Origin of the sequence: Gemella sp. 27098_8_149, from assembly GCF_041433745.1 — a bacterium.
Lineage (GTDB): Bacteria > Bacillota > Bacilli > Staphylococcales > Gemellaceae > Gemella.
Map to the genome: position 1 here is coordinate 92,406 of NZ_JAPWCB010000002.1, position 16,868 is coordinate 109,273.

The 16,868-nt window shown below is 30.1% G+C and carries 11 protein-coding genes; 7 read left to right on the plus strand and 4 right to left on the minus strand.

Features of this window, described 5'->3' with window-relative positions; all coding sequences use genetic code 11:
• Positions 1–324 precede the first annotated feature (324 nt).
• Entirely contained in the window at positions 325–4,245 is a 3,921-nt protein-coding gene (locus O3801_RS01580) for a Rib/alpha-like domain-containing protein (RefSeq protein ID WP_371453811.1), read from the plus strand.
• A 48-nt stretch (positions 4,246–4,293) separates the two neighbouring features.
• Here O3801_RS01580 and O3801_RS01585 read toward each other — a convergent pair whose 3' ends face one another.
• From O3801_RS01585 to glyA, 4 genes are all read right to left on the minus strand, one after another.
• Positions 4,294–4,764 (minus strand): S-ribosylhomocysteine lyase, encoded by a 471-nt coding sequence (locus O3801_RS01585; RefSeq protein ID WP_048802077.1) that lies wholly within the window; start codon positions 4,762–4,764, stop codon positions 4,294–4,296.
• Between the two features lie 114 nt (positions 4,765–4,878).
• Positions 4,879–6,192 carry a uracil-xanthine permease family protein gene (locus tag O3801_RS01590; protein WP_371453813.1) on the minus strand — a complete coding sequence of 438 codons (1,314 nt, stop codon included), beginning with the start codon at positions 6,190–6,192 and terminating at the stop codon, positions 4,879–4,881.
• Positions 6,193–6,225: 33 nt separating this feature from the next.
• Positions 6,226–7,587, minus strand: coding sequence for a guanine deaminase (guaD, locus tag O3801_RS01595; protein WP_371453815.1), 1,362 nt, complete (start codon positions 7,585–7,587; stop codon positions 6,226–6,228).
• 186 nt (positions 7,588–7,773) lie between these two features.
• On the minus strand, positions 7,774–8,991 hold the full coding sequence (gene glyA, locus O3801_RS01600; RefSeq protein ID WP_371453816.1) for a serine hydroxymethyltransferase: 1,218 nt from the start codon (positions 8,989–8,991) through the stop codon (positions 7,774–7,776).
• 509 nt (positions 8,992–9,500) lie between these two features.
• Between glyA and O3801_RS01605 the strand changes: the two genes are divergently transcribed.
• From O3801_RS01605 to murB, 6 genes are all read left to right on the plus strand, one after another.
• Positions 9,501–10,451, plus strand: a complete 951-nt coding sequence (locus O3801_RS01605) for a ribose-phosphate diphosphokinase (RefSeq protein ID WP_294682505.1) — start codon at positions 9,501–9,503, stop codon at positions 10,449–10,451.
• Between the two features lie 95 nt (positions 10,452–10,546).
• The gene (gene pth / locus O3801_RS01610; RefSeq protein WP_294682507.1) at positions 10,547–11,104 is read left to right on the plus strand and encodes an aminoacyl-tRNA hydrolase; all 558 of its coding nucleotides are present in this window, start codon (positions 10,547–10,549) and stop codon (positions 11,102–11,104) included.
• Between the two features lie 67 nt (positions 11,105–11,171).
• Entirely contained in the window at positions 11,172–14,723 is a 3,552-nt protein-coding gene (gene mfd, locus O3801_RS01615; RefSeq protein ID WP_371453818.1) for a transcription-repair coupling factor, read from the plus strand.
• Positions 14,716–15,279 carry a DNA-3-methyladenine glycosylase I gene (locus tag O3801_RS01620; protein ID WP_371453820.1) on the plus strand — a complete coding sequence of 188 codons (564 nt, stop codon included), beginning with the start codon at positions 14,716–14,718 and terminating at the stop codon, positions 15,277–15,279. The genes mfd and O3801_RS01620 overlap by 8 nt, the downstream gene beginning before the upstream one ends.
• A 133-nt stretch (positions 15,280–15,412) precedes the next feature.
• Positions 15,413–15,934 (plus strand): GrpB family protein, encoded by a 522-nt coding sequence (locus tag O3801_RS01625; RefSeq protein WP_294682512.1) that lies wholly within the window; start codon positions 15,413–15,415, stop codon positions 15,932–15,934.
• A complete protein-coding gene (murB, locus tag O3801_RS01630) occupies positions 15,927–16,829 on the plus strand; it encodes a UDP-N-acetylmuramate dehydrogenase (RefSeq protein ID WP_294682514.1) in 903 nt (300 codons plus the stop codon). The genes O3801_RS01625 and murB overlap by 8 nt, the downstream gene beginning before the upstream one ends.
• Positions 16,830–16,868: the final 39 nt, after the last annotated feature.

Below are 16,868 nucleotides of genomic sequence, written 5' to 3' on the forward strand. Positions count from 1 at the left end.
AAATAAATACCAGGAGTTAAGTTAAGTACATAGTATGCTAATAATTTTGAAATATTATAATTTGTAAAATTAAATTTTTTATTATAACAATAAGGTATTAAAAGTATCGGTTATTAAATCTAGAAATGGTGTAATAAATAAATTAGATACGTAAGAAAAACAATTCTTTTTTAAATCGATCTAATAAAAAAATAGACTTGAATTTAAGTTTGTTATATTTATCTTTTTCGTGTATACTTAGTCAATGTAGAGTAATTAGTTAACTAAAAATAATGTTAATTAAAATTTAAATACATATATTTAAGATAGAATCCTGGAGGAAATATGTTTAAAAATAATGTTGATAGAAAATTAGTAAAATATGGAATAAAAAAATTTAGTTTTGGTATAGCATCAGTTGCTATTGGTTCATTAATTTTTTTTGGAGGAGCAGCTAGTGCGCATGAAGAAAATAGTGGAAATAATAATACTGTAATAGCAAGTGGTAATATTAGTAAAGATGAATCAAATACAGCCCACCATTTTAATGCTACTGAAAGCACAAACAGTATCACAAGTGACAAAAAACTAGAATCTTCTAATGGTAATAATAGTATAAATAAAGATTCTGTTGTAGCTTCGACGTCAACTAATTCATCAATTGTTAAATCTGAAAATGAAACTACTGTAACAAGTTCAGATTCTTCAAATAAAAATTTAAATGTTATCGACAAGAGAGTAGATGATAGTAGTGATATTGCAAGTCTACTAACGAAGGTAATTAACAGAAATTCAGAAGAAAATAAAGTAATACCTGAAACGGTTGAAAATACGGAAGAACCAGTAGAAAAAGGGACAAAAATTATTTCCAGACTAACTAGTAAATATGCTGAAGATATAGCAAGAGGATATATTGGTTTAGAAGGTGGGAAATATGATAGTCTAATTTATAAAAAAGCAGTGCTTAATCCTGATGGTGATGATGATGGTGATGGTATAGCTAATAAAGATGAATTATATATTTATAAAAAAGATGGACGTACCTATCTTGGATACGATATACATCCAAGATTAGCGGATACTGATGGAGATGGATTAAATGATAAAGTAGATAAGGATAAATTAATCTGGAACATATCAGCAAGGGACATGGCCATGTTTATCAATTTAGTTTATGAGAATGATAAAAAAATAGATGACATTCTTAGTAAAAAGGCTCCGGTAGAAAAACTTTCAAATAATATTCAAAAGATGACTAACAATGAGCTTGGACCATATTGGAGAGTAAAAGAAACATATCACCAAGATAATGGACTTGATGCTGTACTATTTGAAACAGTTAATAATTTCCCATTTTTAAAAGGAGATAAGATTCAAGTTCTTGCATTTGCTGGTACAAATGTTAAACAAGCAGGAGATTTGAAAGCAGATTTAGCGTTGTTTTTTGGTAATGAATCGAATCAGAGTGAAGCGGCTATTCAATTAATGAAAAAAATAAAAAATGATAGTACAATCACAAATTTATATATCACAGGGCACTCATTAGGTGGATATCTATCATTAAGAGCAACAGCAACAGCAGAAAAAGAAAAATTTGGTAAGTATAAACAAACTTATACGTTTAATGCTCCAAAAGTTAAAAGTGGTTGGTTCTGGGGAGTTCCGAAAGATGATGTAAAAATTTCTGAAGAACTTTCAAAATCTGGAAAGATAAAAAATTATTATACTGATAATGATAACATAATCCCAGGGAATCTTCAGCCTAGTAATAAAATAAGCATAGGTAGAAGTGCAGGAGCACACTCATCCACATCATACTTTGAAAGTAGAGTAAATTCAAATCCAGATTTTAATTTTGGAAAACGTCAAGGAATGGATGGAGTTGGATATCGTGATGAAAATATCAATAAATTAAGAATAATCGATCCAGAAAAGGGTACATTGAGTAAGACATTCTTACCAACTTTAGTAGATGATAAACCAGTTTCGATAATGATTGGAGAAAAACTTAAAGATAGAGATGTACTTAATAAGATTAATAGTGAATTATTACCAGTAAATACCAAATTAACAGTAGTTTCAACAGATGAATTAACAACATTAGGTTTAAAACATGCTAGGGTTAAAGTTTCTTATTTAGATGATAATACTAGCAATAATATTGATGTTCCAATTTCTGTAACTGAGGCTGATAAGAAAGAACTAATTTCTGTAGTAAATGCTGCTAAAAAACTAGTAGAGTCAGTTGTAGATTTATCTGATAAAACAATAAAATCTGTGGAAAATTATAATCGTGCGAAATATAATTTAACACAAAAATTAGAAGAAGCTGCTACTACTGTTTCGAATTCACTTACTCCCCAGTTAGTCATTAATAATATAACTAAAGAAGTTGCTAATTTAGGTATGAATGTTATTAATACACGTGCTGCTTTAGAACTTACAGAAGCGGGTAAATATGAACCTAAGATTTTAAATGATGAAGAATTATTATTACGTCAGGGGAATAGTTTGAATGTAAATGATGTACTTAATAGAATTGTTAAAGAAAATCTCCCTAAAAATATAAACTATGAATTATTAAATTCCACAGATTTTGCAGAATTAGGAAATGTCAATGCAAGAATAAAAGTAACATATTCTGATGGATCATATGATATAGTTAATGTACCTATTAAAGTATATACTGACTCTAAAGTTGAACCACTTGTACAAGAAGAGAATCCCGAACTAGTGATAAGCGAAAAAGGTGAAGCATTGGTGCAAGAGGAGAACCCGGAACTAGTGATAAGCGAAAAAGGAGAACCGCTGGTACAAGAAGAGAACCCAGAGCTAGTAATAAGCGAGAAAGGCGAAGCATTAGTACAAGAAGAGAATCCCGAACTAGTGATAAGCGAGAAAGGCGAAGCATTAGTGCAAGAGGAGAACCCGGAACTAGTGATAAGCGAAAAAGGAGAATCATTGGTACAAGAAGAGAACCCCGAACTAGTAATAAGCGAAAAAGGCGAAGCATTGGTGCAAGAAGAGAAACCCGAACTAGTGATAAGCGAAAAAGGTGAACCACTGGTACAAGAAGAGAACCCCGAACTAGTGATAAGCGAAAAGGGAGAACCGCTAGTACAAGAGGAGAACCCGGAACTAGTGATAAGCGAAAAAGGAGAACCACTGGTACAAGAAGAGAACCCAGAACTAGTAATAAGCGAAAAAGGCGAAGCATTGGTGCAAGAAGAGAAACCCGAACTAGTGATCAGCGAAAAAGGTGAAGCATTGGTGCAAGAAGAGAACCCCGAACTAGTGATAAGCGAAAAAGGTGAACCACTGGTACAAGAAGAGAACCCCGAACTAGTGATAAGTGAAAAAGGAGAACCGCTAGTACAAGAAGAGAACCCCGAACTAGTAATCAGCGAAAAAGGAGAACCGCTAGTACAAGAAGAGAACACAGAGCTAGTGATAAGTAAAAAAGGAGAACCACTAGTGCAAGAAGAGAAGCCTTCGTTAGTGATAAGTGAAAAAGGCGAAGCATTAGTGCAAGAGGAGAAACCTAGAGCTAATCTTGAATCTTTAAAAACTAAAGGTCTAGGTGTAGAAGTAGAATTATTAAGTAATATTAAAAATATTTCCTTAAATGTTAAGGTTGTAAAAAATAGTAAGCAATTAACAAGTATAAGTAAGGTGTTGTCTGTAGAGAAAAATAAAATAAGAGTGTTAGACTTGAAGTTAATAAAAAATGCTAGTGTGTTAAATCTTAATAATAAAAGAATAGTTCGAATTGCTTTACTAGAAAATGAAAGCGACAAGATTAATATCTATCATGTAGAAAAGAATGGAAAGTTAACATTAATACCATCGGAAGTAAAGAATAAGGTAGTTCAGTTTAACATAGATCATTTCAGTCTATTTGCTATTGTAGATTTTAGTAAAACTACTAAAAATAATGAAAAGAATGAACAAAAACAAATTATATTGGAAACTAAAAACCAACAAAAATCTTCAAATGATATAAAAGATAGAATAAAGATTACTAATGAAATTTTAAAATCTAAAACAGTTGTGATAAGTGATTCAAATGAGAAAAGTGAAGAATTTGATAATAACTTATTAAATAATACTAGAAGTATTAATAAAAATATTGTTGAATCAAATAATAATTTAAAACAGAATTCTATTCTTCCAAAAACTGGAGGTAGTCCTTCAAGTGAACTTCCTATAGTAGCTGGAGTAGGATTTCTTATAGTAGCTTTAGGTATTAGAAAATATAATAGATAAAAAATAAAATCAAACTGGTAAGAAAATTTATCAGTTTGATTTTTTAAATTATTTACTAAAAACGTTTTTCCATTCAGAACGTTTTTCTAAGAATTTTTTAGCTTCCATTTGAGCACCTTCTAAAGAGTGAGATGCTGCCCATCCACATTGTACTTCATTACATGCTGGTACTTCAGTAGCAACAAGAACATCTTCTAATGTTTTTGCTAAAGCCTCTTCAACTTCTTCGTAACTATCATTGTTGATTACTGATAAGTAGAACCCTGTTTGGCATCCCATAGGTCCGAAGTCTAGTACATTATCAAGGTGATTTCTGATAAGTTCAGCGATTAAGTGCTCTAAAGAGTGAAGGTTAGGCATTTCTAAGTGTTCTTTATTTGGTTGGCAAAATCTAATATCATATTTATATATTTTATCGCCATTATCACCAGAGTATACACCAACAAGTCTAATATAAGGTGCAACAACTTTAGTGTGATCTAGGTTAAAACTTTCAACATTCATTTTCTTTTCTGTCATCAATGTATCTCCATTCTATAAAATTTGTTTGCAAGTATAATTATACTATAATTTTGAAAAATATAAAATTAATAAGAATAAAACTGATGCTCAAGCGAACATCAGTTTTAAATATTATATTTCTAATGGAATAAGTTTATTCATTATTATTGCTACAATTGCACCAACAGCAATAGGAGAACCAATTAAGTATTGAAGTAATTGTGGAGCACTAGCTTTTAATTCTGCTGGAATAAATAATAATCCAATTGTAAACATTAAAGGTACTCCGATAATGTATAATTCTCTTTCTGAGAAGTCAAGATTTTTAACAACTCTAAATCCATTTAGCAGGATGATAATACATACTACTGAGAATACGCCACCGATTACTGCAGAAGGAATTGAATTAATTACGGCAGAAAGTTTACCTAAGAATGATAATCCGATAAACCAGAATGAAGCCATAACGAATACTTTTCTACTAGCTACCCCGGTAATAGAGATAATCCCAGCATTTGTAGAGTAACCAGTAACAGGAGTTGCTCCGACTAGAGCGGCAGCTAAACATCCGATACCTTCTCCGATAACACCTTTGTTAACTTGAGTGTCGCTTAAAGGTTGGTCGATAACTGAGCTTACTGCATACCAAGTTCCTGTAGTTTCAGCTAAAAGTACCATGTAAATAATAATCATTGTAATAATAGCAGAGATTTCAAAATGTATACTATAATCTAAGAATAATAGTTTTGGCATTGAGAAAAAGCTGGCATCTTTAATTCCTTGAGTATTAAAACCACCCATTAAGTATGCAGAAAATGTTCCGATAGCTAAGGCGATAATTACTGAAGAAATTTGGAAAATTCTTTTGAACTTGTTAACATAGTTTCCTAATGTAGAAAATAAAATTAAAGAAGCGGCTGTAATGAATGCTAATAATACATTTTGTTTCATTGTCAGACCATTTCCTTCGATGTAGATGTTACTTACAAATGCAGAAGGAAGTAAAGTTAAACCAACAATCATAATTATTGTTCCACTAACGATAGAAGGTATGTAATTTTTTACTATATATTTATAAATACCAGAATAACCTAGCAAGATAACTAAAATCGCACCGACAATACTAGCTCCTAGAACAGTACCAAGATTTTTAGTTCCCATATAAATACCAATAATAGCTCCAAGAGGAATAAATGATGGACCTTGACATACAGGTAGTTTTAAATAGAATAAAACCTGAATTAATGATGCAATCCCAGCTCCTAAGAAAGTAGACTGAATTAAACCAGTAGCATCACCAGGTGATAATGCAATAGCTGTTGCTAAGATAAAAGGTGGTACGTAGACATCCATTGCAAGGACGTGTTGTAAACCTAATATTAGGGATTGTGAAAATGGAATATTTTCTTCAACACCTATAGTTAAATGTTTATTTTGTTTCGTCATAAATAACGTAATCTCCTTTTTATTTTTATGTTATTAATCTTTTTTTAGAATCTGTTTACCTTGAACCCAAACTTCACGTATATTTTCTGAAGTAGAAAGGTATAATATTTTTTGAAGAAGGTGGTTGTCTTCTTCGTTATTTAAATAATTTGGAAGTTTATTTGTTGGTGTATTGATATCGATGACTTGGAAATCGCAAATATAACCTTCTTTAAATAGTCCAAGTGGTAATTTTAAAGCTTCACCACCACCAGTAGTTGCAAGATAAAATGCTTCAAATACACTCACTTTTGAAGCATGATTACCACGGCGACTAGCTTCCAGTCTATTGTCAACTCCATCATTTAACATCCTACTAGCCATGACCGTATGTTTTATATTGTCATATAGGCTAGGGGAGAAACCTCCTGAGATATCAGTACCTAAGCAGATATTTAAACCTTGTTTTTTAAGTTTGTTAACAGGTAAAACTGCATTGGCAAAATATGAATTAGAAATAGGACAGTGACAAACTGAAGAGTTATTCTTTTTGAAAATATCAGCATCTTCAGAATTTATAAAATTGCCATGAGCCATTATTGATTTATCTGTTAATAGACCAAATTGATCCAAAATTTCGGTATCTCGTTTTCCAAAACGTTCAAGAACGAAATTATGCTCCCAATCACTTTCACTACAATGACTTTGTATATAGCAGTTGTATTTCTTTGCTAATTTTCCTAACTCTAAAAGAGCATCGTCTGTACAGCTTGGAACAAAACGTGGAGTAATAACAGGATATACACCTTGAGGAACATCTTTTGAAAGCTCATGAACATCATTAATAAACCTCTCGGTATTTTCAATAGCTTCTTTTGTGCTATTATCTCGATAAAATTCAGGATTCATAGTTTTATCATCCATAACTACTTTTCCGACAAATCCTCTTTGTCCCAAATTAGCACAAATTTTTGCTAATTCGAGTGTAGCTTCATTATGGATAGTTCCAAAGTACATTGCAGATGTAGTACCGTTAGCTAATAATGTTTTTACTAAATCAGTATAGACTTCTCGAGCGTAGTTGATATCTTTATATTTCGATTCTAAAGGGAAGGTGAAATTATTTAACCAGTGGCTTAATTCGTCATCCAATGCAAGGCCAGCTTGAGGCCATTGTGGAGCATGGATGTGCAAATCAATAAAACCAGGTAAAAGTATTTTATCTTTAAAATCAATAAAATTACTTTCTTTTGAGTACTGATTTAATATCGGTTGATAATTTTCATCTTCTTTTCTAATAATTTCAGAAATAATTCCATTATCAGAAACTAAAAGTATAGCCTGTTCTAAAAATTCAATTTCACCATACTTTGGACTATGAAAAAAAGATGCTTTAATAATTTTTTCGGTTTTCATATTTTCATTTCTCCTAAAGAATTTTTATAAATATAACACGAAAAACGAACGTTGTCAACATATAAACATAATATTAAAAAATAAATTTTCTAAAAGCGAACGTTATCGAGGTAAATCAAAGTTTAAAGTTCGTGAAAAACGACGAAGAATATTTTCTTCGTCGTTTGAAATATTATATTGATATTTTTATCTAAATTCTTTTCTTTCTTTTGCTACTAGAGTTGCTACTCTTTCTTGAGCTTTTTCTAGATAGTTTTCACCTTGTTTTAATAAATCACAAATGATATTAGTAATTTCTACAAAGTCTTCTTCTACGTAACCTTTAGAAGTCATAGCAGCAGCTCCTAAACGTAACCCACTAGTTTTCACTGGTGGTAATGTATCGAATGGAATACCATTTTTATTACATGTGATTTTAGCTTTACTTAATAGGTCACTAGCATCATGTCCAGTAACATTATAAGTAGAATATGTGTCGATAAGACATAGGTGGTTATCACTACCATTTGAAACTACAGGAATATTATTAGCTTTAAATGCTTCTACCATCGCTTGCATATTTTTTACTACTTGTTGTTGGTATACTTTGAATTCAGGTTTAAGAGCTTCAGCAAAACAAATTGCTTTTGCAGCAACAACATGTTCTAATGGTCCTCCTTGTGCACCTGGGAAAATCATTTTATTAATTTTTATTGCAATTTCCTCATTATTAGTAAGAATAATACCACCACGAGGACCTCTTAAAGTTTTATGTGTAGTAGATGTAACTACATCAGCGTAAGGTACAGGGTTTGGATGTAAGCCAGCAGCTACAAGCCCAGCGATGTGAGCCATATCAACTAATAAATAAGCACCTACTTCATCAGCAATTTCTCTAAATTTAGCAAAATCAATAATACGAGAATATGCACTTGATCCAGCAATAATCATTTTTGGTTTATGTTCTTTAGCAATACGAAGGACTTCATAGTAATCAATTAGATGCGTATCTTTTGTCACGCCATAAGAAACAGCATTAAATAATTTCCCTGAGAAGTTTACTTTACTACCGTGAGTTAAGTGTCCACCCGCATCCATACTCATACCTAAAACTGTATCACCAGGCGTTAGAAGAGACAAGTAAACAGCAATGTTTGCACTTGATCCTGAGTGAGCTTGCACGTTTACAAATTTTGCATCGTAAAGTTCTTTTAATCTATCTATTGCAAGAGATTCTATTTCGTCAATTACTTCACATCCATCATAGTATCTTTTTCCAGGATAACCTTCAGCGTATTTATTTGTTAAAATACTTCCTGTTGCTTTTAGAATGTCTTTAGAAACAAAGTTTTCACTTGCAATAAGTTCAATATTCGTATTTTGTCTATGTTGTTCTTTTTTAATAAGTTCAAAAATTTTATCCATAATGGTACTCCTTTAATTGTATAAATTTAGAATAAAGAAAAGTAAAGTTCTATAAAAGTAAGAATTAATAGGTAAATTTGAAACTATGTTAACTATTAAGAAAAATATGAATTTTTTAATAGTTAGATCTTTGTAAAATTTCTTTTATTCTATGTCTTATAATAATAGCATAGTATGAATAATAAATAAACTAAAAAATAGTGAAAATATTCAAAATTATTAAAAAATATAGAAGACTTTCTGTGAAAACCGAATATTAAAATCCATATTATTAAATATCAATCGCAATAAGTTAACGAGATAGAATTTTTAATGTTAATGTGAAAAATATTAATATAATACTAACTGATAAGATTTAATAAAAATATAAATACAAATAGTAAAAAAATTAATGGATTTTAATTGGTCTATACTTGAATTAGTAGAAATGTTTTAATATTTATGCTATAATAATTAACGGAATACATCTGTATTACTATCGAACCAAATTTTAAGGAGAAAAATTTAATATGCTTGTAGATAAACCATTAAAGCTGTTTTCACTAAATGCTAACATTCCATTAGCTAAACAAGTAGCGAAGTCACTAGGAGTAGAGTTAAGTAAATGTAGTGTTAAAAAATTTAGTGACGGAGAGGTTTCAATTAATATAGAGGAAAGTGTACGTGGTAGCGAAGTATTCGTACTACAATCAACTAGTGGCCCTGTAAATGACAACTTAATGACTTTATTAATTATGATAGATGCACTTAAACGTGCTTCAGTGGACACTATTAACGTTGTAATTCCTTATTACGGATATGCACGTCAAGATAGAAAAGCAAGAAGTCGTGAACCAATTACTGCTAAACTAGTAGCTAACTTATTAGAAGTAGCAGGAGCAGATCGTATAATCGCATTAGATCTTCACGCTCTTCAAATTCAAGGATTCTTTGATATTCCAGTTGATCACCTTATGTGTGTACCAATTATTGCGAAATATTTCAAAGAAAAACTTCCAGATATGGAAGAAGTGGTTGTTGTATCACCAGACCACGGTGGTGTAACACGTGCTAGAAAACTAGCAGATGCATTAAATACACCAATCGCGATTATCGATAAGAGAAGACCAAAACCAAATGTTGCTGAAGTTATGAATATCGTAGGTAACATTGAAGGAAAAACATGTATCCTAATAGATGATATTATCGATACAGCAGGAACTATTACTTTAGGAGCACAAGCACTTAAAGATAGAGGAGCAAAAGAAGTTTATGCAAGTTGCTCACACGCAGTATTAAGTGGACAAGCATTAGATAGAATTGAAAATTCTCCAATTAAAGAATTAGTATATGCTAACACAATAGATATACCAGAAGAGAAAAAATTAGATAAAATGGTACCGTTATGTGTAGGTGATTTAATAGCTAAGGCTATTTACAAAATCCACAATAACGAACCTGTAAGTGTTCTTTTTGAATAATAATTAATTAAATCTAGCTTAGAGAAGGCAGCGGAGTCCGTTGCCTTCTTTAAGTCATATTTTCGATAGTAAATAAAATAAAGAGAGGATAATCTATGAAATTAATAGTTGGATTAGGAAATCCAGGAAAACAATATGAAAATACAAGACATAATATTGGTTTTATGGTTCTAGATGAACTAGCAAAATCTTGGAATGTAAGTTTTGATAAAACTAAATTCAATGCAGAATATGCTATGACGTATCACAATGGAATTAAATATTTATTAATTAAACCTACAACATATATGAATTTATCTGGTGAAGCAGTAGGGAAGTTTTATGATTATTTTGAAATTGATATAGAAGATATTTTGATAATCTATGATGACTTAGATACAAAAACTGCGAACTTTAAACTTAAAGCTAAAGGAAGTAGCGGTGGACATAATGGTATTAAGAGTATAATAAGTCACCTTGGAACAGAAAAATTTAATAGATTAAAAATTGGTATTGATAGACCAACCCCACCTATGAAGGTAGTTGATTATGTTTTAGGAAGATTTTCAAAAGATGAAATGATTGAAATTGAAAAAATTTATTCGAAGAGTATAAACTGTATTGAAGATTTTTCTAAAATGAATTTTGTAGATTTGATGAATAAATATAATTAAAAGAATAAATGCAGCATTAGAGAAAGATAGTTTCTTTTGCTGCTATTTATCGTGGAAAGGAGCGTACATGATAAAAGAAAGTCTGTTAGAAATAGTTGATTTACAATTTGAAAAAAAACATAAAAATATAGGGGTTTATGGACAAAATCTAACGACACGTGCTTTGGAGATATATAATGAGTATAAACAAAGTGATAAGAGTGTTGTGGTGTTATCACAAAGTAAAGCAGAGGCTGAAGAGTTATTTGCAATTTTAAGTGATTTCGAAGGAGAAACATATATTTATCCAGAAATCGATATATTAAAACGTCATACATCTAAAAGTAACGATCTAGTCCAAAATTCAATAAAAGTACTTGAAAACCTAGTTCATAATATACAAAGTATAATTATTATTCCAATAGAAGCTATATACAGAACGGTAAAAAATCCTAGTGATTTCAAAAATAATAGTTTTGAAATTAATGAGGACACTGTTATAAGTTTTGATGAATTACAAAGAAAACTTGTAAATATGGGGTATCGAAGAGTTGAAAGTGTTGATGTAGTTGGAGAGTTTTCAAAAAGAGGTAGTATTGTTGATATTTTTAGTCCTCTAAGTGAAAAGCCGATACGATTAGATTTCTTTGATGATGAGCTTGATAGTATGAGGATTTTTGATGAAATTACTCAAAGATCTCTAGATAGAATTGATAGTGCAGTTATTTATCCAACAAGTGATTTTTTCCTTACTTCTGAAGAAAAAGATATAGTTGTAGAAAAAATACTTGCTAAATTGGATGATAAAAAGATACAAGAAGACGAAAATTATCAAGAGATTAGCACTTATCTTAAAGAAAAAATAGAAATCTATAGAGCAACAGGAGATTTCAGTGATTTAGAGAGTTTCTCAAATCTAATTTATGAAAATTCATATAGTATTGCTGATTATCTAAACGCTGATACTATAGTCTTCTATGATAATTATCATAAAATTTTAGAAAAAATAGAAGGATTAAGAGAGTATTTTTTAACAAGTTTACAGGAGATGAATAGAAGTTATATTTATCAAGATGTAATAGATAATATAGCATTCGAAAAGATTCAAAATTTAGATACTAGAAAATACTACTTATCTACTTTAAAACTAAATGACAAGATTATAGAAAAAAACTATAACTTAGATATAATCGACTTAGCTTATTATTCTAGTGAAGAGTATTTAGCTAAAGAAATTAGAGAGAAGATTACAGATAATTATAAGGTTATTATTTCGTTAAATACACAAAAACAAAAAGATTATGTTGAGAAAGTGTTATTTGATAATTATTTTTATGATGACATTTATTATGGTGTTAAAGAAGGAAAAATATTTATTGATGTTAATAAATATCACCTTAAGGGGTTAGAGGATAGAAAAAATAAAATATTCCTATTAACACCACGTGAACTATTTACTGAAGAAGAAAGAAAAAAACGACGTGTAAAATTCAAATATACTAATTCAGAAAAAATAAGAAACTACCAAGAACTAAATATTGGGGATTATATTGTTCATGTTAGTCATGGTATTGGCTTATATGAAGGTATTGAGAATGTAGAAGTAGGGGGAGTATTTAAAGACTTCTTAAAAATTGTTTATGATGGTGGAGATATTATTTATGTAGATATAAATAATATGAACTATATTCAAAAATATACCGCTTCTACAGATAATAGAAAACCCGCATTAAATAAACTTGGTACCAAAAATTGGCAGAAGACTAAGAGTAGAGTTCGTAAAGAAATTGAGGATATATCTGAGGATCTTATTAAGTTATATATTAAACGTGAATTGAGTTCAGGTTATGCGTATAGCATTGATGGTAGTATGCAAGCTGAATTTGAAGCAGATTTTGCATTTACTCCAACTGATGATCAGGTAAAAGCTACCGAAGAGATTAAAAGAGATATGGAAAAAGAACGTCCAATGGACAGACTGCTATGCGGAGATGTTGGATTCGGTAAGACAGAAGTAGCGATGAGGGTTGCATTTAAGGCTGTTACTGATAATAAGCAAGTAGCTGTTTTAGTACCAACAACACTACTTGCTGAACAACACTATGATAACTTTGTTAGTAGATTTGCGAATTTCCCTATTAATATAGAGGTAGTAAGTAGATTTAAATCTGCAAAAGATATTACAGAGATTTGTAAAAAACTTGAAGAAGGTAAGATTGATATTATTGTTGGAACTCATAAGTTATTAAATGATAAGTTTAAATACAGAGATCTAGGATTATTAATAATAGATGAGGAGCAACGTTTTGGAGTTAAGCATAAGGAAAAAATTAAACATCTTAAAAATACAGTAGACGTACTTACTCTTAGTGCCACACCAATTCCAAGAACACTGCATATGAGTTTAATTGGAATTAGGGACTTATCTGTAATAGAGACACCACCAAGAGAACGTCAACCTATCCAGACATTCGTAACAGCTCAGAATAAAATGGTTATCAAAGAAGCGGTTATGAATGAGGTAAATCGTGGAGGACAGGTTTTCTATGTTTATAATAGAGTAGAGACAATCGATGAAAAGTATTTAGAGCTGAAAAGATTATTACCTGATATTAACATAGCTTATGCACATGGTCGCATGAGTCAAAGAGAACTTGAGAATATTATGACTGATGTTATTGATAGAAAATATGATATGTTAATTTCTACTACTATTATCGAGACTGGTATTGATATTTCAAACGTAAATACACTAATAGTAGAGGATGCTGATCGTTTTGGATTAAGCCAGTTGTATCAACTTCGTGGACGAGTAGGTCGTAGTAGTAGAGAAGCATATGCTTACTTGATGTATGAACCGTTTAAATCGTTAACTGAAAACTCAGAGAAAAGACTATCAGCAATTAAGAACTTTACATCTCTAGGAAGTGGGTTTAAGATTGCCATGCAGGATCTATCTATTCGAGGTGCAGGGGATGTTTTAGGTGGTAGACAACATGGCTTCATCGATTCAGTAGGTTATACGTTATATTCTCAAATGTTAGAACAAGAAATTCAAGCTAAAAAAGGGATTTTAGAACCTTTATTAGAGCAGGATAGAACACAAGATGTAAGTTACTATGAAAATATTATCAAAGAAGCGGCTCCTTCAATTAAAAAGGATATTTTTGAAGTCGAGACTGATGATCTTGAAATAAAACTTAATGTAGATGCCTTTATTCCAAAAGAATATATCTCTAGTGATGCAGATAAAATAGATTTCTATAAGAGATTGAACAATGTTGTTAGTGATGAAGAAATAGAAAGCATTGTTGAAGATTTAATTGATAGATTCTCTGATTTTGGAGAAGAAGTAAATAATCTAATAGATATTTGTTATTTAAAAGTTATGGCGAAAAATACTATGGTTACTAGCATAAAAGAATTAGCAAATAAAGTAGTAATAACATTCGATAAAGAAATTATGAATAATCTAAAAGGAAAAGAATTGTTTACGGCATTAACCCCTCATAAAGATACTCGTATTATTGCAAAGGATGGATTTTTCTTAGAAATTGATAAAAAAGAAAGATATAGCATTAGACGAATTAGAGAAATGCTTGCTTTAGTGAATAGTAATTTGGAGGCTGAACATGAATAAACATAGATGCACATGGGCAAAAGATTCCTTAGAGATCGAATATCATGATGCTGAATGGGGAAGAGAAACTCACGATGATAAAATGCTATTCGAGTACTTAGTGTTAGAAGGTATGCAAGCTGGTTTAAGCTGGTCATTAATATTAAAAAAACGCGAGAATTTTAAACGAGCTTTTGATAATTTTGATTATAATATTTGTGCAAATTATACAGACGAATATTTAGAATCATTAAGGAAAGATGAGGGCATTATAAGAAATAAGTTGAAAATCTATTCAGTTAGAAAAAATGCTCTTGCATTTATCAAAGTACAAAAAGAGTTTGGAAGTTTTGATAAATATATCTGGAGTTTTACAAACTATAAAAAAATTAATAATAAATTAACAAGCTATAAAGATGCACCAAGTGAATCTGAGCTTTCTATAAAAATTAGTAAAGATTTGAAAAAAAGAGGATTTAATTTTGTAGGTGGTACTATTATCTATAGCTATTTGCAAGCGATTGGAATGATAAATGATCATGAAAAAGGATGTTTTTGTTATGAAGAATGCTGTTAGTAAATAAACAATGTAGTCAATATCATAAGTTTATTTACTTAGCTGATAGATGAAATCCAGATATAGCTTTACTTTAAATAAAATAACGTCTATAATAGATTAGGATATTTAATTACAAGATTGGATTTTATAAATGGATAAGAGAATTGTTAAAATTGAAGAAATAAAAGACAATGAAGTCTTTGTTGACATATTTTTAGAAGAAATAAAAAAAATACAAGAAATCCCTAAAATGCCAAAATGTGAGTTTTTACATATTGGAGCAACTAGTACTACACAGGTATTGGGAGAGAAAATTGTAGACATTCTTGTTGTAGTTGAGAATTTACATGAAATAACAACATTTGATGAAAAAAGATTAAATAATATAGGTTATCATAGAATTGCTCATAATGGTATAAAAGGAGTAATTAAGTACGCACGAATAACGGATTACTTAACTATGAGTTATGATGTATTACTAAATGTTGTTCAACGTGATACAGAAGTACATAAAGATTTTATAAAAGCTAGAGCAGTTTTTGGTGCTAATAACCTAAAAGATGACTATAATTCATTCAAAAATATGAACAAAGAACTTTCATTTAAAGATTATTTAGCACAAAAATTAATATTTATAAATGAAATTTTAAAAAGGATTGAAACTAATGATTAAAATAAAAAATATTGAAGATATTCTTCAAAGCAGTGAAGTATTATATAACGAGCCTTTAAGAAATTATAGTTTTACAAAAACAGGTGGTAATGCTGAGATTTTAGTGAAAATAAATAATGAAAAAGACTTACAAAATGTAATAGCATACAGCAATGAAAATAATATTGCATTAACTATACTTGGTAATGGTTCGAATGTATTAATTTCTGATAATGGGATTCAAGGAATAGTAGCTTTAACTAGTGATATGAATGATATAGACTTACTAGAAGGTGATGTTATTTCTTGTTATGCTGGATTAACATTAAAAGAACTTACTGATTTTTGTATCGAAAATAGCCTAACTAATCTTGAATTCTCATGTGGGATTCCAGGTAGTGTAGGTGGAGCAATCTTTATGAATGCCGGAGCATATGGTGGAGAAATGAAAGAAGTTGTTCAAAAGGTTGAAGTTTTCACTAAAAACGGTGAAAAGAAAATATATACTAATGAACAAATGGAATTTTCATATAGACATTCTGTAATTCAAGAAACTAAGGAAATCATTTCTAAAGTTTATTTCCAAATGAAAAAAGGAAACAAAGAAGAAATTATCTCTAAAGTGGAAGAATTAAATAAAATGCGTTCAGATAAGCAACCTTTAGAATACCCTTCATGTGGTTCTGTATTTAAACGACCAGAAGGATACTTCGCAGGAAAATTAATCCAAGATGCAGGCTTACAAGGTTTAACTGTAGGTGGTGCTCAAGTGTCTAAAAAACATGCAGGATTTATGGTTAATATAAATTCAGCAACTTGTGAAGATTATAAAAACTTAATTAAAGAAGTTCAGAAAAAAGTACTACAAGATTCAGGTGTTGAACTTGAGTGTGAAGTTAAAATATTAGGTGAATAAAAACAGTAGTAACTCGAATAATTTTGAGTTACTACTGTT